Genomic DNA, 20871 nt, shown 5'->3' with positions numbered 1-20871 from the left:
ATGTCAGGATTCGGCGTAAAAGCCCGGAAGCGCGAGGATCGTCTCCAGTTCCTGTAGCGCGCGCCGAATCTCGTCAAGCAGAGCTGGATCCGCGAGGTCCTGCGGCAGCAAGCGGTCGCGGTAGTGACGGCAGACCCAGTCTGTGAGGCGCGCGTGAAGTTCCTCGCTGAAGAAGACGTTGGCACGGATGGCTGCCGCCTGGCCGTCATCGAGCACGACTCGAAGCCGCAGACAAGCCGGGCCACCACCATTGCGCATGCTTTCACGCAAGTCGAACGACAGCACCTCGTCGACCGCGCCGCCGGGGGCAGAGATCGCCTCGAGGTAGTGCCGGCTCGCAGGCAGCTCAAGGCACTCCTGTGGCACGACAATCAGTGTGCGACCCTGCGCATCGCGCAGCAGTTGGCTGTTGAACAGGTACGTGGAGACGGCGTCGTCGAGCGAAACTTCCCGGGAATCGACCCGGATGGCTCGCAGAGTGAAGCCGACGGCCTCGCAACTCCGTCTGAGCGCGCCAATCAGGCCAGACTCGTCCTCGAAGGCGGCCTCATGGTAAAAAAGGGTGTCGAGGTTGCCAACGGCAATCACGTCGTTGTGGAACACGCCGGCGTCGATCGCCGCGGCGGACTGCTTGCCGAAGAGCACACGAGACGAATCGAGGCAATGCAGGCGCGCAATGGCGCGACTGGCCTCATCATATTGGCGAGAGTCAAAGCGCTGACGAGCACTGGGTTCTGCGCCAAAGGTTTCTCCCCCGTAGACGAACAACTGCACGCCGGGCAGGCCGTGACCCGCCGTTAGCCGCGTGTGGTTGGCCGCGCCTTCATCGCCGAGCGACGTGGCTCCCGGGACCGCATCGTGCACGACGAAACGCGCCGGATCAGCGAAGATTGCGCGAAGCAGTCGGGTAGTATCGGGGTGTTCGATGGATCGATGCAGTTTGGCGCTCAGGTTGGCCGGGGTGAAATGCATTTTGCCGTCGGCCGAATCAGCTGCAGGGCTGACCGTTGCCGCGTTCGCCACCCACATTGAGGAAGCGGAATACGCCGCGGAAAGCAGCCGCTGGTCCGCGTGTGCGGCTTCGGCGAGTACCGCGGCATCATTCCCGCGAAAGCCCAGTTGGCGCAGCAGGCGCAGGTTTGGGCGCGACAGTGGGGGCAGGATAGCTTGGGGAACGCCGCGACGATGAAGTGCGAGCATTTTTTCCAGCCCCTGCAGCGCTGCCAGGCGTGGGTTCGATACCGTGCCACGGTGGCGCATGGAGGCGACATTGCCGCTCGCTAGCCCGGCATGGTGATGACTAGGGCCGACCAGTCCGTCGAAGTTGAATTCTCGGGCCTCACAGGTCGATGAAGTGCAAGTGTCAAGTAGGCTGGCCATGAGCGATGTTTCCTGGTTTGAGCGTGGCGACGCGCACCGGATTGCCTGCATCGACGGCCAGGGCGGCGCATTCCTCGTGCGTAAGCGATAGCCTCCCAAATGCAGGTGCAGCATCGGTGACGATAGCGCGGAAGTCCGCCAGACGCGTATTGCAGACTAGCTGCGGAGCCCCGGCGTGCAGCGCGCGCGTCCCATCCGGCGCCGGGTACGCAATTGCTAATGTGCTTTCCTTGGTAATTCGTAGGTGCCGGATGTGGCCCTGTACAACCGGGCCGGCATCGAAGATGTCGACCAGGCCTTCATAGGCCATCCCTTCTTGCTCGAGCATGCGGCGGGCGGGCTCCGTGGATGCATGGACACGCCCGATGACCGCTTGTGCTTCCTCGGTCAGGAAGTCCGCATAGATAGGAAAGCGTGGCATCAGTTCGGCAATAAACGACTTTGCCCCGCCGCCGCTATGGTCGTCGGCGACAGAGAAATCCATCTTGAAGAAATGCTGGCCTAGGCTTTCCCAGAATGGCGAGGTGCCATCCGGGCGCAGGTAGCCACGTAGTTCCGCACAGAGGACGTCCGGTAGCAGATCGACAAAGCTGGCGGCAAACATCAAGCGACCTTTGGACAGCAGCTTGCCGTTGTGTCCCTGCCGGTGCGAAGGGTCGAGAAAGAGCGTGCGCAGTTCGGCGCAGCCAGTGAGGTCGTTCGACAGGAAAAGTGTCTTCTTGTTCGAGTACACGCCGATCTCCCGGCTCGAATGGACGAGCTGGCCAAGGCGGAAACTGTAGAACGCTTCGTCGAGGCCGACCGCGGCCTTGATCGCACTGACGCCGGCGATGTCGCCGTTGCGGGTGTTCTCGAGTACGAACACATAGTCGCGCTCGGTGGGGGCAATCGTGCCGGCAAAGGAGGCCTCGGCCGTTACGATGCGCCTCGCGAGCGCGTCAGGGTCGGCCTTCAGTGTCGTCATTCCTGGCCCGACACGGCCGGCGAGGGAGAGGAGGGCGGGCAGGTCAGCAAAACGGATCGCACGCAGTACTAGCATGTTTGTTTCCCCTGACGCATCAGGCCGATGCAACGATGACGGCATCGCCGGTGCCGACGTGGAGCGCGTCCTGCGTCGCGGCGGAAAGAAGGATTCGGCCCCGATCGAGTTCAACCGTAGCCGGTGCCATCGCACAGCGGAAGGCCTGGGTCGCGGTGGCCGTTGCAATCAGACAGGTTTCGCCCGGACGGCTATCGACGGCTTCCGCGACGGTCAGCGTGCGGGTCGTCGACAGGGTGCGCAGGCGCGATGCGTGAGCTTCGAGCACGGGGCCTCCATCGAAGATGTCGACGTAGCGATCCACCTCGAAGCCTTCCCCCGCGAGGATGTCGAAGGCGGTGCTCGCTGCCGGATGGAGCTGGCCTATGACTTCACAAGCGGCTTCGGGCAGAAGTGGTACGTAGACTGGGTAGTGCGGCATCAGCTCCACAATCAGAGTCCCATTGCGGGCGCCACGCACCGCGCGCTCGGCAGACAGGTAATCCATGTTGAAGAACTTGCGACCGATTGCGTCCCAGAAGGGCGATGTATGGTCGGAGAAGGTCTGCCCCGGCAGGCAGGCGAAGAAGCTGTCGGCGAAGCGTCGGCGGTCGGCCGCCGCCAGCATCAGCCGCGCCCGCGACAAGAGCGTTGCGGCAGCGGCATGCCCGGACGAAACCTGCAGACCGGACAGTTGGGAATGTGCCGTCAGGTCTGAATTCAGTGTCAGTACATGGACATTGTTGGCGATTCGCAGGTCGCGAGAGACGTGGTGTACGACATCGTTGCGATAAGAGAAGTAGGCGCCTGCGGATCCTGCCGTGGCGGCAATGGCCGCCGTCCCGACGATGGCACCGGTGTCGTCTTCCAGTACGAGTTGGTAGTGCTCGTCTGCAGGGGCATCAACCAGTCGGGCCAGGGCCTCACGCGTGTGCGCGATGGCTTCTTCAATGGCGTCGTGCGTACGGGGGAGTGTATGGACATGCGGGGGAGCCATTTCCGCAAGCGCCATCAGGCTTGGCACATCGTCATCGGCGGCGGGGCGTGCAATCCACATGGCGGGGAAGCTCCATCAACTATCCGGATGTCACTCTACGGATAAATTGCGCGGTTGCCGTTCAGGATTGCGACGAGATTTTGCGTCGTTGCGTCGTTGCGTAAAGCAGCTGACGTCGTGCCTTAGCCTTCAGGGCGCGCCGCCAGCCAAGATGCGCTGCCGCTCCTCACGTGGCGTCGTGCCATACACCGTACGGTACGCCGTGGAAAAATGCGGGCCGGAGGAGAAGCCGCACATCAGTGCGATTTGCAGCAGCGAGTGGCGGGAATCGCGAATCAACCGCTGTGCATGGGCTAGGCGAAGTTCCATGTAATGTCGCGACGGTGCAGTGCCGAGACACTGCCGAAAAATCCGTTCCAACTGCCGCCGAGAAACGCCGGCTAATCGTGCGATCTCGTCAGCCTGCAGCGGCTCCTCGAGGTTTGCCTCCATCAGCGCGATAGCTTCGACCAAGGCCGGCGGGTGCCCCGCGGACACTGGATCGGCGGGGCGTTGCAGGTCGGCGGGCGCACGCACTTGCCCGACGCAGAGGCGAGCTTGGAGGTCGGCAGCGGCACGCGTTCCCAGTACGTCGCGCAGGAAAATCAAAGCTAGGTCGATGACCGCCGCACCACCGCAGCAGGTGGTCCATCGACCCGCGTGCTCAATGATGGCTGGCGAGAGAATACTGTCGGATTCGGCCACGAGTTGGGCTGCCTGCATCCAGTGCGGCGCGACGCGGATGCCCTTGGCGCGCCCAGTGTTGATCATCCATAACACCGCCGCGCCAACGGCGATGACATACGTGGCGCGCTCGACCAGTGACTCGAGTTGCGGCGCCGCAAGCCAGTCCGGCTCTTGTTGCCATAGGATCAGTACATCCGGCGGGGCTAGCGTCGCGGCCTGAGGCGTCAGAGTTGAGACACGCAGCGTCTCATGCTCGGTACCTGCCAATTCCAGAATTTGCCGCAGCAGGGCCACGTCCGCCGGCAGGTATGCCGGATCCCCGGGCAGGATCACATGAATCGACGCGGCACCGGCAATTCGGTGCCAGGGCGATCCCCCGTGCGGTGCGTCCATGCCGGTGCTCAATGCCGTTCCTCTTCGCGAATACAGGTCGTTCCGCGTCCATGGTAGTCATTGGGCGTGGCGCTGATAAGAGCCAATTCCACGTGCAGGTACCAGACCAATGCTCGCGCGCCGCGTCTGTGCTGCATTTGCGCCCGATTGGCGAGTTGCTCTATCGTATACCCGATTGTCCAGAATAGATTAGTTGTCTATATTTCGTTTCCACGAATCGTCATGCTGGTTTGGCGGAAGCCGCCAGCGAAACAATCAAAGGAGACGCGATGAACTGGAATACGAAACTGCTGGCGAGCCTTCTGGCTGCTTTGGGATTCGCCGGCACAGCGGGCGCACAATCGGCTCAGGTGTTGCGCATGGGCCTGAACCCGACGTATCCGCCATTCGAAAGCAAAGCCCCTTCCGGCGAATTGCAGGGCTTCGACATCGATGTTGGTAACGCCATTTGCAAGAAGCTCAATGCCAAATGCGTCTGGGTGGAGAACGACTTCGACGGGCTGATTCCCGCGCTGCAGGCGCGCAAGTTCGACGTGGTCAACTCGGCGATGAACATTACCGAGAAGCGTAAGCAGGTCATTGACTTCACTGCGCCGATCTACGTGGTGCCGATTCAGTTGGTAGCGCGCAAGTCGACAAAACTGCAGCCCACGCCAGCCGGGATGAAGGGCAAGACGGTGGGCGTGATGCGTGGAACGACGCAGGAGGCCTACTTGCAGAAACATTGGTCGAAAACAGGTACTGAAATCGTTTCCTACCAGGATCAGGCGCAGGTCTTTGCGGACCTGATTGCCGGGCGCATCGACGGCGCGGTTCAAGAATCGCAGACGGCACTGGACGGGTTACTGAGCAAGCCCGAAGGGCGCGACTTCGAGTTCGCCGGCGAGCCGCTGGTTGATCCGTCGACGCTTGGGATCGGTACCGGCCTTGGCATCCGTAAGGGCGACAGCGCGTTGCGCGAGAAGCTGCAGGGCGCAATCGTTGCACTGAAGCAGGACGGTACGCTGTCGACGCTTTCGCACAAGTACTTCAAGCGAGACATCATTGTCAAAGATTGACGGTAAGCCTTGTCGTTTGTCGGTGGCAAAAGAAGTGGATCGGAGGGGGCAGCGTGGACGCAGATGTCGTTGTAATCGGAGCCGGGATTGTAGGTGTGAGTGTCGGCATTCACCTCGCACAGCGCGGGCGGCGCGTGGTCGTAATCGACCGCCGTCTGCCCGGCGAAGAAACGAGCCATGGGAACGCGGGGCTGATCGAGCGAGCCTCGGTCGTACCCTATGCTTTCCCGCGTGACCTGCTCACCATCGTGCGTTACGCGACCAACCGGCAGACAGCCATGCGCTACGACACGAGATCCTTGCCGTCGTTTGCGCCATGGCTGTTCAGATACTGGCGCGAATCTGCGCCGGCGAGGCTGGCCCGCGCAAGCGCCGATATGCTGCCCCTTATTGCCAATAGTGTCACGGAGCACGACAAACTGATCGAGCTGGGAGGCCTCGGGGGACTGGTGAAACCTGACGGCTGGATTGAGGCGTACCGGACCGAGGCTGCGCTCGAGCGTCGCCTTCAAGTGTGTAGGGCACTTGGGGATGCGCACGGGCTGGCGATGGCGGCATTGGACCAGCGCGGAATGGAGGCGACCGAGCCGGGCCTTGGCCCGGGCTTCATCGGCGGAATTCATTGGATCGACCCGCGCAGTGTGACCGACCCAGGCCGGCTGACGCAGGGCTATGCTCGCCTGTTCGAATCTATGGGCGGCCGTATCGAACGCGACACCGTACAGGCGCTAAGCAAGCGCGCGGAAGGTTGGCAAGTCCGTTTGCAGGCCGGTGGCGACATGTTAGCCGCTGAGGTGGTGGTGGCGCAGGGACCCTGGTCCACGGAGCTGATCGCGCCGCTTGGCTACCGGATCCCACTGCGCCCCAAGCGCGGGTATCACATGCATTACCAGGCCGAGACCCGCCATCCGCAACGATATCCAATCGCCGATGCTGAAGTCGGCTACGTGGTGGCGCCCATGCAGCGGGGACTGCGGCTTACAACGGGCGTCGAAGTGACGAGCCCATCCCGTCCGCCGACCACGATCCAGCTTGACCGGGCAGAGCGCCAGGCGAAGCCCATCTTTGGACTGGGCAGGCGGCTGGATGAGGAACCTTGGATGGGAAATCGACCCTGTACGCCGGACATGCGCCCGGTGATTGGCCCGGCGTCGCGCCACCTCGGGCTGTGGTTCGCGTTCGGCCATAACCATCACGGGCTGACGCTCGGCCCGGTTACTGGCCGGCTGCTGGCGGAGATGATGACCGGCGAGAAGCCGTTCACGGATCCCGCGCCGTACCGTCCGGCCCGCTTCGGGTGAGCGCCCGATGGCATAACTAGGGAGACTACAAATGCTTCATGGATATGGTGCGGTCATTGCCGAAGGGACCTGGCAGACCGTCAAGCTTGCTTTCCTGTCCCTACTACTGGCGGTTCTCATCGGCCTGCTAGGTGCAAGCGCCAAGGTGGCTAGACGCAAGGGCCTGAATCGGGTCGCCGCGCTCTACACCACGCTGATACGCGGTGTGCCGGATCTGGTGCTGATGTTGTTGCTGTTCTATAGCATCCAGATGTGGCTAAATCATTTGACCGACTACGCCGGGATCGGCCAAATCGACATCGATCCGTTTGTAGCCGGCGTACTGACCATTGGCTTCATCTATGGCGCGTACTTTACCGAGACGTTCCGCGGTGCGTTCCTCTCCGTGCCAGCCGGCCAACTCGAGGCGGGGGTTTCGGTAGGAATGACGGGATTCCAGGTGTTTCGGCGGATTCTATTTCCTCAGATGATGCGCTTTGCGTTGCCGGGCATTGCCAACAATTGGCAGGTCCTAGTGAAGGCGACCGCACTGGTGTCACTGATTGGCCTGACGGACTTGGTGAAGGTCGCGCAAGACGCAGGCAAGAGCACCTTCAGCATGTTCCACTTCATCCTGGTCGCGGCAGTGATCTACTTGGCCTTGACCTCGGCTTCTAATTTGGTGTTGATCTGGCTGGGCAAGCGCTACTCACTCGGTGTCAGGGAGGCAAGACTCTGATGGACATGTTATTCGAATACTGGAAGGTATATCTCTATACCGACGGCGGCAAGATGACCGGCTTGGCAATGACCCTGTGGCTGTTGGTGCTGTCGCTGGCCATTGGCTTCATGGCAGCAGTGCCGCTGGCCGTGGCGAGAGCATCGTCAAACCGCTGGCTGGCAACGCCGGTACGCCTTTATACCTATCTCTTCCGCGGCACTCCGCTTTACGTGCAGTTGTTGCTGATCTATTCGGGCGTATACGGGCTGGCCACGGTGCGAGATATCGACGTATTGAACCAATTCTTCCGCAATGGATTCAACTGCACAATCCTCGCATTTGCGTTGAATACCTGCGCGTACACGACGGAGATCTTTGCCGGCGCCATCGCGAGCACTGCCTACGGCGAGGTCGAGGCAGCGCGCGCATACGGCATGTCGCGCTGGAAACTCTATCTGCGGGTGATCCTGCCTTCGGCGCTGCGCAGGGCGTTACCAAACTATGGCAACGAAGTGATTCTGATGCTGCATGCTACCAGCGTTGCCTTTGTTGCCACGGTACCCGACCTACTCAAGGTGGCGCGCGATGTCAATGCCGCCACCTATCGCTCGTTCGAAGCGTTTGGCCTAGCCGCGGCACTGTACTTGGTGATCTCACTGGCGGTGGTCCACCTGTTCAAAAAGGCAGAGTACAAATGGCTCGCATTTCTGCGGCCGACGGAGAAGACATGATGTCGACACAAGCACTGAAGATGGCTACGCCGGAACCTGTTCCGGTTCGGTCCACCGCTGTAATGCCGGCGCTTGCCGCTACTGGCATCCACAAGCGATATGGCGACCACGAGGTACTATCCGGCGTGTCACTGGCTGCCGCGTCAGGCGATGTGATCTCGATCATCGGATCCAGCGGCTCGGGCAAGAGCACGTTTCTGCGCTGCCTGAACTTTCTCGAGCAGCCCGATGCCGGCGACATCGTTGTAAGCGGCGAATCGATTCGCATGCATCGCGGCAAGGACGGCAAGATGTACGTCAGCGATGCTAGGCAACTGCGGCGGATTCGTACCCGGCTCGCCATGGTCTTTCAGCACTTCAATCTGTGGTCGCACATGACAGTGCTGCAGAACGTGATGGAAGCTCCGCGCCATGTGTTGGGTGTAGCGCGAAAAGAAGCGGAGGAGTGGGCGGCGCATTGTCTGGACAAGGTTGGCCTGAACGCCCGTACACGCCAGGCGTATCCCGCCCACCTGTCCGGCGGCCAGCAACAGCGCGTTGCCATTGCCCGGGCGCTGGCCATGCGGCCGGACGTCCTGCTCTTCGATGAGCCGACGTCGGCGCTCGACCCGGAACTGGTCGGCGAAGTGCTGAAGGTAATGCAGCAACTGGCCGCCGAGGGTCGCACGATGGTGGTGGTTACCCACGAAATGGGCTTTGCGCGCTCGGTCTCATCGCAAGTCATGTTCCTGCACCGTGGCAAGGTCGAAGAGTCCGGGTCCGGCGAGAAGCTGTTTGCCAATCCCCAGTCGGACCGACTCAGGCAGTTTCTGTCGAGCAACCTCAAATAGGCGTTTCAGGCTGCCATGGCAATTCGTCGACCGCGATTGCGGTATCTTGTTGGCGAAGTCAGTGTTGGCAAAAAGGAACGACAATGAATCGGAAGCGGAAGACCGGGAATGCAGATGTGTTAGTCAAGCGATATGCGCCGATCTCGGATGGCTTGGCCTTGCTCTTTTTCCCATATGCTGAGGTCGTCATCCACGATACTGCCAGTAAGAAGGTGGTCTACATCGCCAACAATCTTTCGCGGCGGGAAGTGGGGGACGATTCGGCGATCGATGAACTCGATATAGACCCGGCCAAGAGGCTCTATGGCCCCTACGAGAAGGTCAATTGGGATGGACGTCGGATGCGCTCGGTGAGCGTCACGCTGGAGGACGACAAGGGGGCGATGGCCGGGGTCATGTGCGTGAACTTCAATATCGCGGTATTCGAGGAAATCGGTAATGTACTGGAACTCTTCGTACGTGGTGTCGGAGTAGCGCCTTCGCATCCTCTCGACCTGTTCAAGGATGACTGGCAGGAGCGTATCAACGTGTTTCTGCACCGATGGCTGCAAGAGCGCCAGCTTGCGATCAATTCGTTGAGCCGAGACCACAAGCGCGAACTTGTCGAAGCGCTCTACATCGAGGGGGCCTTCAAGGGAAAGAGCGCAGCGAACTATGTGGCGAACCTGCTCGGAATGGGACGGGCAACCGTCTACAAGCATCTCAAGGCGTTGCGGGGTGAACTGATCCCCGAACTCGAAGCTCACAAATGAATGCCAGGCGTGCCGACGAGAAGGCCTTCGCCTGGCCAGATTGAAAGGAACACTACCCTATGACCACTCAGACAATCGAAATGCTCACACCCTACGAAAGACTCGCAGCAATGGGCATAGAGCTCGATCCGATACTGGTGCCGGGCGCCGCGTTCGAGATGGCGGTCCAAAGCGGCAACCTGGTGTTTGTTTCTGGCCATATCGCGCGCAGGAGCGGCGCATCGTGGCAAGGAAAGCTTGGGGGGGGCATCGGCACAGAGGAAGGCAAAGCGGCGGCGCGGGCAGCTGCCGTGGACTTGGTAGCTACTTTGCATGGATTCCTCGGAGATCTGTGCCGCGTGAAGAGGATCGTCAAGGTCATGAGCCTGGTGAACTCCTCGACGGACTATACGGAGCAGCACGTGGTGACCAATGGCGCATCGGAGCTGCTGCGCGAGGTGTTCGGAGAGGTCGGTCGCCACGCGCGGAGCGCGTTTGGCGTGGCACAATTGCCGCTAGGTGCTTGCGTGGAAATCGAGATGGTGGTGGAGCTCCACGATCCGAAAGTTCAGTCTTGACTTTATCGCGGGCTAGCTGGCGAGCAACGCTTCGATGTTCGCGACCATTGCTGAGTCCGAACAAACGGCCGCTTGCACTGAGCTAAGCGAGGCGAAGAATCACAGGGGCGACGGCGACGGCCAAGACTCCTGTGGCGACCTTTCGCTCTGGAAGGGATAGTGATACTGGGTGTGCCCGGCAGTAGTGCAGCGCGGCACCTGTGCTTCGCGGATGGCGCGAGCGATGACTTGCACCCCCTGGTCGATGGCATTGTCGGGAACGCAGGCATAGCCCAGGAGCAACCCCTTGCGGAAGTTGTGCGCATTCTGGCTCTGATAGTAATGCGACAGCGGTCTCGCGGCAACGTCCCGGGCTTGAACCTGATGGCTGATCTCTACGTCGTCCATGTCGTCGGGGAGCAGCAAGACCAGATGGAGACCGGCATCCTGTGCGGCGACCGGCCAGTCGGGCCCAAGATGCGCAGCGATGGACTGGCGCAGCAGTCCATGGCGCTTGGCGTAAACATGCCGCACGCGGCGGATGTGCGCCGCATAGTGGCCCTCCGTCATGAAATCAGCCAGTGCCGCTTGCTGGACGAGCTGTCCTTCGCGGTACAGCTCCGCCAATGCATGCATGGCACACTTCGCGATAGATCTCGGCAGCACCATGTAGCCCGTTCGCATGCCCGGAAACAGAGTTTTCGAGAACGTGCCCATGTAGATGACCCGCTCATTGTTGTCCAGTCCTTGTAGCGATGCCAGCGGACGGCCCTCGAAGCGAAACTCGCTGTCGTAATCGTCCTCAATGATCCAGCAACCCGCACGCTGTGCATAGTCAATCAGCATCAACCGGCGCGACACGCTCATCGCCATTCCCAGAGGATACTGATGGGAGGGGGTGGTAAAGACAAAGCGCGGCGCCTGACCGTTGAGGTGCGCGTCGCTGGGTGCCATGCCGTCGGCATCGACGGCGACCGGCACAACCTCAATGCCATTGCTGGTGAGCACACTGCGCGTTCCCCAGTACCCGGGGTCTTCCACCCAAGCGCGGTCTCCCGGGTCGCCCAGCAGACGAGCGACGACATCGATGGCCTGGTGAATACCCGAGGTAATCACGATCTGCTCTGGATCGCATTGCACGGAACGTGAAAGATGGAGGTGCTCAGCAAGCGCACGCCGCAGCGCTGGATGGCCGCCGACCGTGTTGTAGCTGAGCGTCTCCGCGCCGGGGCGACGCCAGTGCCGGTTCAGTAGTCGCAACCAGATCTGGCGAGGGAAGAGCGAAACATCGGGAACACCCGCGACAAAGGCGCCCCATTGCCGGTTTGAGGCCCCCCGGTGTGCCAGCAACTGGGTGCCTCGCGCAGACAGGCTCGGGGATTGAGTTGTGAGTTGCCCATGAATACGGCCCGCGGGATCAGGTGCAGGGTGGGCGGTTCGAAGCGGGACATGCGCCACGAAAGTCCCGCGTCCCACGGTGGCGGTGACGTAGCCTTCGGCCAGTAACTGATCGTAGGCGTTGAGGACCGTATTTCGAGAGACGCCTAGTTCCTGCCCCAATAGACGGGACGGTGGAAGCCGGCTGCCGCCCGACAGGCTTCCTTCAAGAATCTCCCGCTTGATGAATTCATAGAGCTCCCGATGCATGCAGTCGCCAGTGCCCGCCCCAGGGGTCCAGGCGCGTTTTTGCAACAGCAGTTCGGAGAGCAGACTAGCTTTGACGGGCATGCGGGTGTGGTCTCATGAGAGGAAAGGTGTTGGGATATCACGGTCACCAGTCGCGGAATCCCTCGCCCTCGTTTGGTTAGTCTTGAAATCGGCCGGTCACTGCTGGCGCGGCTCACCGGGCGCAAACGAGAAGAGGACAGTGCGCTCGCTCTCGGCGAACGTGGCCACCGACTGCATCCACGGTTCTCTCCCTGGCCATTGCATCTCGACCGCGCCGCTGCGAGGCCAGTAGGTGGCGGTATAGAGCGTTCCGTAGCCGCGTTGGTACGAGTCCTGAAGAATCGGGGGACGCGTCAGCGCCATCGCAATGTCGCGGGCACTTCCCGGCTGTGTCATGCGGCCCTCGAGCCACTGCTGGCGCTCCACGGATCGGGTCGCCTTGGCGTGCTCGGGCCATTCGACGCACTTCTGGTGGTTCGCAATGACGGCCAGGCGGTGGACTTCTGTAGCCCTGTCCGGCGCCACGAATACCGTGGCCCAGTCGCCCCGGCGATCAAGTAGCGTGATGCTGTAGGTGGTACTCACGGGCACGCGCTCGAGGAGACGGATGGCCTCGCGGGTCGTGGTGGCGACCTCCAGCACATAGCGCAGTACCAGAGGGACCCCGAACCCCTCGCCGGATACGGTACGCCCGCCGAAGGACAGCGAGCAGGCGAGCCCACTTTCGTTGAGGCCGTCAAGCGCCCCCCACAAGCAGTCGCTCATGGCGACGACGCGCGGGCCACGCCAGCGGGTCGCCACCCAGTCGCCTTCAAGCAGGGCGGGCGCATAGTCGTAGTTGCGCACCAGCGCCGGCTCCTCGTGGCCTGCAGGGTCCGTCCATATGGCTTGCGTGCAGCCGCCGATGTACGGCGGCGGGCACCACAAGGACAGAAAGCGCGCTTCGATGTCACCGCCGCCGGCCAGGTCCACGAGCGATTCCCATACTGAAACGAGCTCTGGCATGTGCTTGCGCAGTGCGCGGCGACAATCGAGATAGCTCGGGCGACCAACCGTACCGGTGCGCAGGAACCAGGTGCGGTAGGCGGGCCAGTACCGGTCGAAGCGCGCTCTCCATTGGGGACCTGGCTGGTCCTCCACCCACGCTTCGAAGCGCACCGGAATGTGAACGGCATGGAGGGTCATGACATTAGAGGATCTTGAACGTGCCCGGGGCGGGGGCGGGTTCGTTGGCCGCGGGGACGAACGGCTTGCCGGCGTAGAGCTGCTGGATCCCCCGGATCCAGTCGCGCGAGCGTACATTGAGACGGAAGTTGTCCTTCATCGCCCGGCCGCGGGTAATGAGGATGCCGAGATCGGCCCCCTGGTAGCGGTAGTCGCCCGGGCCTGAGATGCGCAGAAAGAACGCCTCGCGCTCGGAGTCGATAGCGCGGCGCTCATAATCGAAGCGCTGGTAACCAATGGTGCCGTCGTCGGCCATCCGGTAGATTCCTGTCGGCGGCGCGCTAACGAGTTCGTCCACCTGAATTTGCGTAGACTTGATGACGAGTTGCGACCACGAGTCGATGAATTGCGGTTGCGCCCAGCGGTCATTTATTTCCTTGACGTTGAGGTCGAAGGGCATACCCGAGAACTCGAGCAGGTGGAACAGGAACAGCGGGGCATCGGCGTAGGCGAAGGCAGCGTGGTTGGTCATCGGGCTGGCGCCGCAAATACGCGGATTCAATTCACCCAGATAGACTTCTCCCGTGTCCTGATCAACCAGGAAATCAAGGTCGAAGTAGCCGCGGTAGCCCTCCTCGAGCAACTGGTTGCCAAAGCGCTCAGCCATATCGCGCGCCTTGGCACGCACCTCCTCCGAGAACGCGCCAGGGAAGATCTCGTTGCCACACCAGCCCCCCTTGTAGGGTGTCAACTCCTGCGCGCCCACGACCTCGGTGAGGAGGGGACCAACTAGCGTACCGGACTGTGTGGCACAGGCTTCCAGAGTAGCGCCGCGACAGTTGATGCGCTTCATGACCTTGACCTCGGCCTCGCCGACGATGTCGTCCTTGTGTTTCTCAAAGTCAGCTTCGCTGGCAATGAAGAAGGTCGTGTGGCCGGAGTCTCCGAACGCTGACTGCACCACGAGATCTGTTCCGAGACCCGCCGCGCCGGCGGCGCATAGGAGTCCCTCGTAGCTGGTGACCTTCTGGAGCGTGTTCGGTACCGATTGGACGCCAGCCTTGTTGCCGATGCGCACGGTCTCCATCTTGTTGTCGCAGCGCTGGCGCAGGGCTGCGGGCGGGAACCATACGTCCATGCCAATTTCCTTAGCCAGCGCTTCGGTCTTCTCGTCGAACATCAGGAAGGTGGCCACCGGTCGGCCGCCGCGGCGCTCGATGAGGTCGATCACTTCCTTGTGCTGCAGCAGGTAGTTGTTAATGTCCTCAATGGACTCGAACTCCTCATGGGGCGTCTCGCTGGGAACGAAGACGTTGGGGTGCCTGCCGTCGAAGCAGTCGATGTAGCTGATGTAGCGGAAACGGTTGACCCATCGATCTACACCGAGCAGGTTGAAATTGGTGGCGCTGATGAAATAGATGGGACGCTCGTTGCGGTGGAACATCAACAGCATGTCGGAGATGGTGCGGATCTTCTGGCTCATAGGATTGGTTCCACGTTTCTTCTGACAACGGCAAGGCATGCTCAGACGGGCTTGGTCAGCGGGCCAAGGGTGTGGAGATAGCCGTTCGCCCCATTGCGCGCGTACACGGGAAACTCACACGCTCGGTCGCGGAAGCTCTTCAGCGGCTGGCCCAAGCTGCGCAGACCGCGTTCCCGTTCCCGGCGCACGCGCTGCAGGTCGATTTCGATGGCGATGATCTCATCACCCGCCTGGGACTCGTGCAGCACATATCCAGACGGATCGCAGACGATGGAGCGGCCGACGCCGCCGTCGCCGATACCGTTGATGTCGAAGAAATAGACCTGGTTGGTCACTGCCGAGGCTCGGGCGATCGCCAGTTCGACGTCGCGGTCGATCGTGTCTGTCATGGTCGGATGAAGGATCACCTCCGCACCGAGGGCGACCAGGGACCGCGTGGTCTCGGGGAACCACATGTCGTAGCAGATCGAGACCCCGAATCGCCCAACATCCGGCACGTCGAACACGCAGAACTCAGTGCCGCCGTCGACGCCGGCTTCATAGGGACGGAACGGGAACAGCTTGCGGCAGCGAGTCACCACATTGCCGTGCGGATCGATGACCGGCGTGGTGTTGTAGACCACGGTGCCGTCGGGTGTCGCCACAGATTCGAACATCGACCCGGGGATCAGCCACAGGCCGGTCTCGCGGGCCAGTTCGCGCAGGCGCTCTTCGGTCGGCCCTGGCAGCGCCTCAGCCTTCTCGCGGCTGGGACCGAGCGGGCACAACTCCGGGAATAGCACCATGCGCACCCAGGGGAAACGCTTGCTGATGTGCTTCATGTAGCCACCCATGCGTTCTACGTTGTCTTGTGAGGCGGAGACGTACATCTGGACGCCAGCGATGCCGAAGTTGGAGAGGGTCACTTGCACTCCTCAAGAGGGGGAGATTGTCGATAGATGGCCGTTCACGCGCAGGCCGCAGCAGGAGCATCGACTGGCGGCTCCCAAGTCTGTCCAGGAATGGAGCCAATAAGACGGCGGGTGTATTCGTGCTGCGGGTCGTCGAAGATGCGCGAGGGCGGGCCGGACTCCACCACGCCGCCGCGGTGCATGACGATGACGTGGTGGCAGATCTGGGCGGCAACCCGCAGGTCGTGTGTAATGAAAATCAACGCGAGGTTTAGCTGCTTTTGCAGCCGGCCCAGCAGCTCCAGCACCTGGGCTTGGACCGAAACGTCGAGAGCTGAGACGGATTCGTCCGCGACGATGAGCTTCGGCTCAAGCGCCAGCGCACGTGCGATGCCAATGCGCTGGCGCTGACCGCCCGAAAACTGGTTGGGGTAGCGGTCGAAGGCCGAAGCCTCCAGACCCACCAACTCCAGCAGCTCACGGGTGCGACGGTGCGCCGCGGCGACGGGCACGCCATTAGCGACCGGCCCGTCGGAAATGATCCGGCCGACGGTGTGCCGGGGGTTCAGCGAGGCGAAAGGATCTTGGAAGATCATTTGCACGTCGCGGCGCAGAGGACGGAATTGGCGTTCACTCAGCGTGGCGAGGTTGCAGCCGTCAAACAGCAACTCTCCTCCATCGATATCTGTCAGGCGCAACAGGCACTTCCCGATGGTGGACTTGCCCGAGCCCGATTCGCCGACAATCCCTAGCGTCTCACCACGGCGAACACTGAAGCTCACGTCATTCACCGCGTGGACCACACGTTTAGGCGCGAACCAGCCACCTCCGGTGGCGTAGGTCTTGCGCAGGTTGCGCACGGCCAGCACGGTTTCCGCCTGCGTCGACGACGTCCGCTGTGCGCGGCCGCGGGGTACGGCGCCAATAAGTCGCCGAGTGTACGGGTGCCGGGGCGCGTTGAGCACCTGCTCGGCGGGGCCAATCTCGACCAGGCGGCCCTTTTCCATGACAGCGACGCGATCGGCAATTTCAGCCACCACGCCAAAGTCGTGGGTCACGAACATCACGCCCATGCCTTTCTCGTCCTGGATGCGGCGAATGAGCGCGAGGATCTGCGCCTGTGTCGTCACGTCCAGAGCCGTGGTCGGCTCGTCGGCGATCAGCAAGCCGGGTTCGAGTGCTAGGGCCATCGCGATGACGACGCGTTGGCGCTGGCCGCCCGACAAGCGGAACGGGTAGCTGTGGCGCAGCGTCGCAGGATCAGGCAGACCAACGAACTCGAGCAGCTCCAGTACGCGGCGTTCGCAGGCCTCGGGCTCATGACTGCGATGCACGCGCATGACTTCGGCGATCTGGTCGCCCACGGTCATCAGGGGATTCAACGCGGACAGCGGCTCCTGGAACACCATGGCCATGTCCTTGCCCCGCATGGACAGCAGGGTGGCTTCGTCGAGCTGGAGCAGGTCACGGCCCTGGAACAGAATCCGGCCGTTTTCGGGCACGAGGCCGGGGGGAAGCAGGCCCATGATGGCGTTGGAGCTCATGGACTTGCCCGAACCCGACTCACCGACGATGCAAAGGATTTCGCCGGGGAACAGGTCAAACGAGATGTCCTTTACCGCATAGGAGCGGTCCGCCCCTGGGGGCAGCGGGATGCTGAGCTGCTGGATCGACAGCAGCGGCGCCTGGGATGGATCTTTCTGGGGCATGGGGATCTCCTATTCGCCGCGCTTGCGCAGTTGCGGGTTCAGGGCATCGTTGAGGCCTTCGCCAATCAAGTTGATGGCCAGCACGGTCAGGAGGATGGCGACACCGGGCCACACGCTCATCCACCAGGCCTCGCGCAGCATGGTGCGCGAGGCGCCGATCATGAAGCCCCAGCTCATCATGTTGCGGTCGCCCAGGCCGAGAAAGGACAACGACGACTCGGTGAGGATGGCGGTGGCGACCATGAACGAAGCGGTGACGATGATGGGCGAAAGCGCGTTGGGAAGGATCTGAGTGAGGATCACGCGCAGCGGCTTCTGGCCGATCACGACGGCAGCCTGAACGAACTCGCGTTGCTTGAGGCTCAGGAACTCGGCACGCACGAGCCGCGCCACCGGCGGCCACGACACGACCGCGATGGCTCCCACAATTGTCACCAGCGAGGGGCTGAAAATGGCCACGATCACCACCGCCATCGCCAGTTGGGGGATGGTCTGGAAGAACTCGGTGAAGCGCATCAGCCCATCATCGATCCGACCGCCGCTGTAACCAGCGACCGCGCCTATCAGGATGCCGAACACCAGGGCCACGATGGTGGAGACAACACCAACCAGCAGCGACACGCGCGCGCCGTAGAGCATGCCGGCCGTGACGTCACGGCCCAACATGTCGGTGCCGAAGGGCAGCGACGGGTCGGTGAACGGTTCCACCAGCGGCGAGGAGACCATCGTCCACGGCGACTCTTCGTAGAACAGCGAGGCGGTTCCTGCGAAGAATAGGACAGCCAGGAAGATGAATACCCCAAACAGCGCGCCGTAGTTGCGCGAGAAGCGGCGAAGGAAGGATTTCATGCGGGTGCTCCTTGACCGGCTGCGATGCGGGGATCGACGAACCGGTAGACGATGTCGGTCACCAGGTTGAAGGTCACGACCAGGACCGAGGTCATGAAGAAGATGCCCAGCAGAAGCTGGTAGTCGCGCTGAAGCAGCGCATCAAACATCAGGCGGCCGATGCCGGGCCAGGCGAATACGGTCTCGGTGAGTACCGCACCGCCTGCCATCTGGCCGAGCTGGATGCCTGCAAAGGTGATGACCGGCAGCAAGGCGTTGCGCAGCACATGTACGCGGATCACACGACGTGCCGGAACGCCCTTGGCGCGCGCGGTTTTCACAAAATCCATGCCCATCGCTTCGAGCATCGATGCTCGCGTGAGACGCACATAGACGGCCATGAAGAAGCAGCCGAGCGACAACGTGGGCAGCACCATGTGGTGGGCGATGTCCAGCATACGGTCGAATCCGCTCAGGTTGGCGCCGATCGATTCCATGCCGAAAGCCGGCAGCCAACCGAGTACGACCGAGAACAGGATGATGGCCATTAGCGACAACCAGAACAACGGCGTGGCATAGAGCAGCAGGGCGCCGGACATCAGTGCGCTGTCAAGCCACCGGCGCCGGTTCTCGTAACGTGTCCGGGCGGCCAGGACGCCAAGTGCCACGCCCATCACGATGGAGAACAGGAAGGCGCCGCCCATGAGCAGGAATGTCGCGGGCAGCCGGTCGAGGATCAGATCCAGCACCGGCAGCCGGTTTCGGTAGGAATAGCCGAGATCAAGCTGGGCGATTCCCTTGAGGTAGGTACCGAGTTGGATAACGAGCGGCTTGTCGAGTCCAAATTGCTCGCGCAGTTGACTGACGAAGACCTCATCGCCAGCGCCGGCCTCCCCGGCCAGTACCGTGGCCGGATCGCCGGGCGCCATGCGAACGAGGAAGAAGTTCAGAATGACGACACCGAGCACGACCACGAGGGCCTTTGCGAGTCGGGACGACAGAAAGGAGAGGAAGTTCATCGAGGGCTCCAGGCGCAAGGTAGGAGCCGCGGGCCGACCAACTGCGGCCCACGGCTGGGCTCACTTTTTGTCGATGTAGACCTTGTCGAACGACTCGTTCAGGCCAATTGCCGTGGTAACGAGGTTCTTCACGTTGGCGCGGTAGAGGGTGGGGAACTCCATCTCCAGCAGGTTGGCATTGGCCACTTCGCTGGTAAGCAGCTTCTGTATCTCGCTGTAGGCGCTTTGGCGCTCGGCAGCTACCTGCGTGGAGCCACCGCGCATCCAGAGCTGATCTACCTTGGGATTGTTGTAGCCCTGCACGTTGGCGAAGGGCGATCCCTTGACGATATTGGTGCTGCGGTAGAAGCGCTCCACACCCAGTGCCGGGTCGCCGTACTGGTAGGCGAAGGTGACCGTCATGTCGAAGTCCCAGTTGCTCACGCGGCCGGACCAGCTACCCGCGTCCGACGACTCGATGCTCACCTTCAGGCCGATGCTCTCCAGCATCTGCTTGATGTACTCATCAAGGCGGTCCCAGTTGGCACCATAGGAGGTGGAGAGGATCTTGACCGGATACTTGGCCACGTCCACGCCAGATTCCTTGACGAGTTCTCTGGCCTTCTTCAGGTTGAAGTCGAACGTCGGCGTATTCTTGTCGTAGAACAGCGTGTTGGAGGTGAAGGGACCTGTCGCCGGCTTGCCCAGCCCGAAGAAGATGTTCTCGGCAATGAGCTTGCGGTTGAGCGCATGCATCGCGGCCTGGCGTACCTTTACGTTGTCGAACGGGGGCTTGCGCTGGTTCAGGATGAGGTAGGCCATCGGCGAGAACAGTTCCCAGCCTTTGGTCGTATACTCGACGCCAGAGATCGCGCGCAACCGCTTGACGTCCACGTTGTCAACGTCGCCGCCACGCAGCACCTGCACGTCGCCGCGTTCAAAGGCGACGGCACGCGACGCCGAATCCGGAATCACGTTGAACACCAGTTCATCGAGGTAGGGCAGCCCCTTCTTCCAGTAGTTGGGATTTCGCACGAGCTTGATGTAGGCACCCTTCTTCCACTCCTTGAACATAAAGGGGCCGGTGCCTACCGGCGTTTGGTTGGCCGGATTCTTGCGATAGTCCGTGCCCTCATACAGATGCTTGGGCATCATCGGCATCGTGCCGACCTCGAACATCATGATGAAGGGCGGGAACGGTTCCTTCAGCTTGATCTCGAGCGTGGATGCGCTCACGGCACGTACGGAGGCAACGTACTTGTTGAGCACGGCGCGCGTGCGCACATGCACTTCAGGCAGTAGCTGACCAATGGTGAATGCCGCGTCGGCAGCCGTGAACGGCTTGCCGTCGTGCCACTTCACGCCACTTTGCAGCTCGAAGGTGTAGGTCAGACCATCCGGCGAGATCGTCCAGCTCTTGGCCAGCTCGGGCTGCGGCTTGAGATCTGGGCTATAGGTCAGCAGGCCCTGGTAGATCTTGCCGGCAACGTACTGGGTGGGCGCCTGGGAATTGATCGCACTGACCAGCACTGGCGGCTCGGGCTGGACGATGGCCGACAGCGTACCGCCGTGCGTCTGAGCGTGCGCATTGCCTGCCGGGGCCAACGTGGCAGAAAGCAGGGTCGCTGCGAATGCAAGCGCGGGCACCGTGCGCAGGGAGGAAAGGGATAGAGAGGACATCGGGGTTCTCCTGATGGAGTGCAAGGGGA

Annotated in this window: 19 protein-coding genes; 7 read left to right on the top strand and 12 right to left on the bottom strand. The window is 61.9% G+C overall.

Annotated features, from left to right (window positions below; all coding sequences use genetic code 11):
• Window positions 1–3: 3 nt before the first annotated feature.
• The 4 genes from astB to AC3WL8_RS32220 form a co-directional block, all read right to left on the bottom strand.
• Window positions 4–1380, bottom strand: a complete 1377-nt coding sequence (astB, locus tag AC3WL8_RS32235) for an N-succinylarginine dihydrolase (RefSeq protein WP_492379674.1) — start codon at window positions 1378–1380, stop codon at window positions 4–6.
• Window positions 1364–2419: an arginine N-succinyltransferase gene (gene astA / locus AC3WL8_RS32230; protein ID WP_492379673.1), complete on the bottom strand. Its 1056-nt coding sequence runs from the start codon at window positions 2417–2419 to the stop codon at window positions 1364–1366. Before astA ends, astB begins: the two co-directional genes overlap by 17 nt.
• 19 nt (window positions 2420–2438) lie before the next feature.
• Window positions 2439–3455, bottom strand: coding sequence for an arginine N-succinyltransferase (locus tag AC3WL8_RS32225; protein WP_013958608.1), 1017 nt, complete (start codon window positions 3453–3455; stop codon window positions 2439–2441).
• A 129-nt stretch (window positions 3456–3584) separates the two neighbouring features.
• Complete coding sequence (locus AC3WL8_RS32220) at window positions 3585–4526, bottom strand: GlxA family transcriptional regulator (RefSeq protein WP_492379672.1); 942 nt, start codon at window positions 4524–4526, stop codon at window positions 3585–3587.
• 257 nt (window positions 4527–4783) lie between these two features.
• On the opposite strand from AC3WL8_RS32220, the gene AC3WL8_RS32215 reads away from it, so the two are divergent.
• The 7 genes from AC3WL8_RS32215 (at window position 4784) to AC3WL8_RS32185 (ending at window position 10443) form a co-directional block, all read left to right on the top strand.
• The gene (locus tag AC3WL8_RS32215; protein ID WP_492379671.1) at window positions 4784–5572 is read left to right on the top strand and encodes an ABC transporter substrate-binding protein; all 789 of its coding nucleotides are present in this window, start codon (window positions 4784–4786) and stop codon (window positions 5570–5572) included.
• Window positions 5573–5625: 53 nt separating this feature from the next.
• Window positions 5626–6873: an FAD-dependent oxidoreductase gene (locus tag AC3WL8_RS32210; protein WP_492379670.1), complete on the top strand. Its 1248-nt coding sequence runs from the start codon at window positions 5626–5628 to the stop codon at window positions 6871–6873.
• Window positions 6874–6904: 31 nt separating this feature from the next.
• Complete coding sequence (locus tag AC3WL8_RS32205) at window positions 6905–7591, top strand: ABC transporter permease (protein WP_013958612.1); 687 nt, start codon at window positions 6905–6907, stop codon at window positions 7589–7591.
• Entirely contained in the window at window positions 7591–8304 is a 714-nt protein-coding gene (locus tag AC3WL8_RS32200; RefSeq protein ID WP_013958613.1) for an ABC transporter permease, read from the top strand. Before AC3WL8_RS32205 ends, AC3WL8_RS32200 begins: the two co-directional genes overlap by 1 nt.
• Before the next feature lie 20 nt (window positions 8305–8324).
• On the top strand, window positions 8325–9134 hold the full coding sequence (locus AC3WL8_RS32195; protein ID WP_404997162.1) for an ABC transporter ATP-binding protein: 810 nt from the start codon (window positions 8325–8327) through the stop codon (window positions 9132–9134).
• A gap of 83 nt (window positions 9135–9217) precedes the next feature.
• Entirely contained in the window at window positions 9218–9886 is a 669-nt protein-coding gene (locus AC3WL8_RS32190; RefSeq protein WP_492379669.1) for a helix-turn-helix transcriptional regulator, read from the top strand.
• Between the two features lie 59 nt (window positions 9887–9945).
• Window positions 9946–10443 (top strand): RidA family protein, encoded by a 498-nt coding sequence (locus AC3WL8_RS32185; protein WP_492379668.1) that lies wholly within the window; start codon window positions 9946–9948, stop codon window positions 10441–10443.
• Between the two features lie 99 nt (window positions 10444–10542).
• On the opposite strand, the gene pdxR is transcribed toward AC3WL8_RS32185, so the two are convergent.
• The 8 genes from pdxR to AC3WL8_RS32145 form a co-directional block, all read right to left on the bottom strand.
• Window positions 10543–12150, bottom strand: a complete 1608-nt coding sequence (pdxR, locus tag AC3WL8_RS32180; protein ID WP_492379667.1) for a MocR-like pyridoxine biosynthesis transcription factor PdxR — start codon at window positions 12148–12150, stop codon at window positions 10543–10545.
• Window positions 12151–12246: 96 nt separating this feature from the next.
• The gene (locus AC3WL8_RS32175) at window positions 12247–13275 is read right to left on the bottom strand and encodes a C45 family autoproteolytic acyltransferase/hydrolase (RefSeq protein ID WP_492379666.1); all 1029 of its coding nucleotides are present in this window, start codon (window positions 13273–13275) and stop codon (window positions 12247–12249) included.
• 4 nt (window positions 13276–13279) lie between these two features.
• Window positions 13280–14776: a biotin carboxylase gene (locus AC3WL8_RS32170; protein ID WP_492379665.1), complete on the bottom strand. Its 1497-nt coding sequence runs from the start codon at window positions 14774–14776 to the stop codon at window positions 13280–13282.
• Window positions 14777–14778: 2 nt separating this feature from the next.
• Complete coding sequence (locus AC3WL8_RS32165) at window positions 14779–15642, bottom strand: carbon-nitrogen hydrolase family protein (protein ID WP_492379664.1); 864 nt, start codon at window positions 15640–15642, stop codon at window positions 14779–14781.
• A gap of 41 nt (window positions 15643–15683) precedes the next feature.
• Window positions 15684–17336 carry an ABC transporter ATP-binding protein gene (locus AC3WL8_RS32160; RefSeq protein ID WP_492379663.1) on the bottom strand — a complete coding sequence of 551 codons (1653 nt, stop codon included), beginning with the start codon at window positions 17334–17336 and terminating at the stop codon, window positions 15684–15686.
• A gap of 9 nt (window positions 17337–17345) precedes the next feature.
• On the bottom strand, window positions 17346–18185 hold the full coding sequence (locus AC3WL8_RS32155; RefSeq protein WP_013958622.1) for an ABC transporter permease: 840 nt from the start codon (window positions 18183–18185) through the stop codon (window positions 17346–17348).
• On the bottom strand, window positions 18182–19183 hold the full coding sequence (locus tag AC3WL8_RS32150; RefSeq protein ID WP_035827110.1) for an ABC transporter permease: 1002 nt from the start codon (window positions 19181–19183) through the stop codon (window positions 18182–18184). The genes AC3WL8_RS32155 and AC3WL8_RS32150 overlap by 4 nt, the downstream gene beginning before the upstream one ends.
• A gap of 60 nt (window positions 19184–19243) precedes the next feature.
• On the bottom strand, window positions 19244–20842 hold the full coding sequence (locus tag AC3WL8_RS32145; RefSeq protein WP_492379662.1) for an ABC transporter substrate-binding protein: 1599 nt from the start codon (window positions 20840–20842) through the stop codon (window positions 19244–19246).
• Between the last annotated feature and the right edge of the window lie 29 nt (window positions 20843–20871).

Source organism: Cupriavidus sp. FW305-F7 (genome assembly GCF_058782875.1).
Note: the sequence above shows the minus strand (reverse complement) of the source record. Positions and strands in the feature narration are given on the sequence as shown.

What these genes read in the sequence shown, in the direction of transcription:
- astB (WP_492379674.1), bottom strand. Translation starts at nt 1,380, where the DNA reads ATGGCCAGCCTACTTGACACTTGCACTTCATCGACCTGTGAGGCCCGA.
- astA (WP_492379673.1), bottom strand. Translation starts at nt 2,419, where the DNA reads ATGCTAGTACTGCGTGCGATCCGTTTTGCTGACCTGCCCGCCCTCCTC.
- AC3WL8_RS32225 (WP_013958608.1), bottom strand. Translation starts at nt 3,455, where the DNA reads ATGTGGATTGCACGCCCCGCCGCCGATGACGATGTGCCAAGCCTGATG.
- AC3WL8_RS32215 (WP_492379671.1), top strand. Translation starts at nt 4,784, where the DNA reads ATGAACTGGAATACGAAACTGCTGGCGAGCCTTCTGGCTGCTTTGGGA.
- AC3WL8_RS32205 (WP_013958612.1), top strand. Translation starts at nt 6,905, where the DNA reads ATGCTTCATGGATATGGTGCGGTCATTGCCGAAGGGACCTGGCAGACC.
- AC3WL8_RS32200 (WP_013958613.1), top strand. Translation starts at nt 7,591, where the DNA reads ATGGACATGTTATTCGAATACTGGAAGGTATATCTCTATACCGACGGC.
- AC3WL8_RS32195 (WP_404997162.1), top strand. Translation starts at nt 8,325, where the DNA reads ATGGCTACGCCGGAACCTGTTCCGGTTCGGTCCACCGCTGTAATGCCG.
- AC3WL8_RS32190 (WP_492379669.1), top strand. Translation starts at nt 9,218, where the DNA reads ATGAATCGGAAGCGGAAGACCGGGAATGCAGATGTGTTAGTCAAGCGA.
- AC3WL8_RS32185 (WP_492379668.1), top strand. Translation starts at nt 9,946, where the DNA reads ATGACCACTCAGACAATCGAAATGCTCACACCCTACGAAAGACTCGCA.
- pdxR (WP_492379667.1), bottom strand. Translation starts at nt 12,150, where the DNA reads ATGCCCGTCAAAGCTAGTCTGCTCTCCGAACTGCTGTTGCAAAAACGC.
- AC3WL8_RS32175 (WP_492379666.1), bottom strand. Translation starts at nt 13,275, where the DNA reads ATGACCCTCCATGCCGTTCACATTCCGGTGCGCTTCGAAGCGTGGGTG.
- AC3WL8_RS32170 (WP_492379665.1), bottom strand. Translation starts at nt 14,776, where the DNA reads ATGCCTTGCCGTTGTCAGAAGAAACGTGGAACCAATCCTATGAGCCAG.
- AC3WL8_RS32160 (WP_492379663.1), bottom strand. Translation starts at nt 17,336, where the DNA reads ATGCCCCAGAAAGATCCATCCCAGGCGCCGCTGCTGTCGATCCAGCAG.
- AC3WL8_RS32155 (WP_013958622.1), bottom strand. Translation starts at nt 18,185, where the DNA reads ATGAAATCCTTCCTTCGCCGCTTCTCGCGCAACTACGGCGCGCTGTTT.
- AC3WL8_RS32150 (WP_035827110.1), bottom strand. Translation starts at nt 19,183, where the DNA reads ATGAACTTCCTCTCCTTTCTGTCGTCCCGACTCGCAAAGGCCCTCGTG.
- AC3WL8_RS32145 (WP_492379662.1), bottom strand. Translation starts at nt 20,842, where the DNA reads ATGTCCTCTCTATCCCTTTCCTCCCTGCGCACGGTGCCCGCGCTTGCA.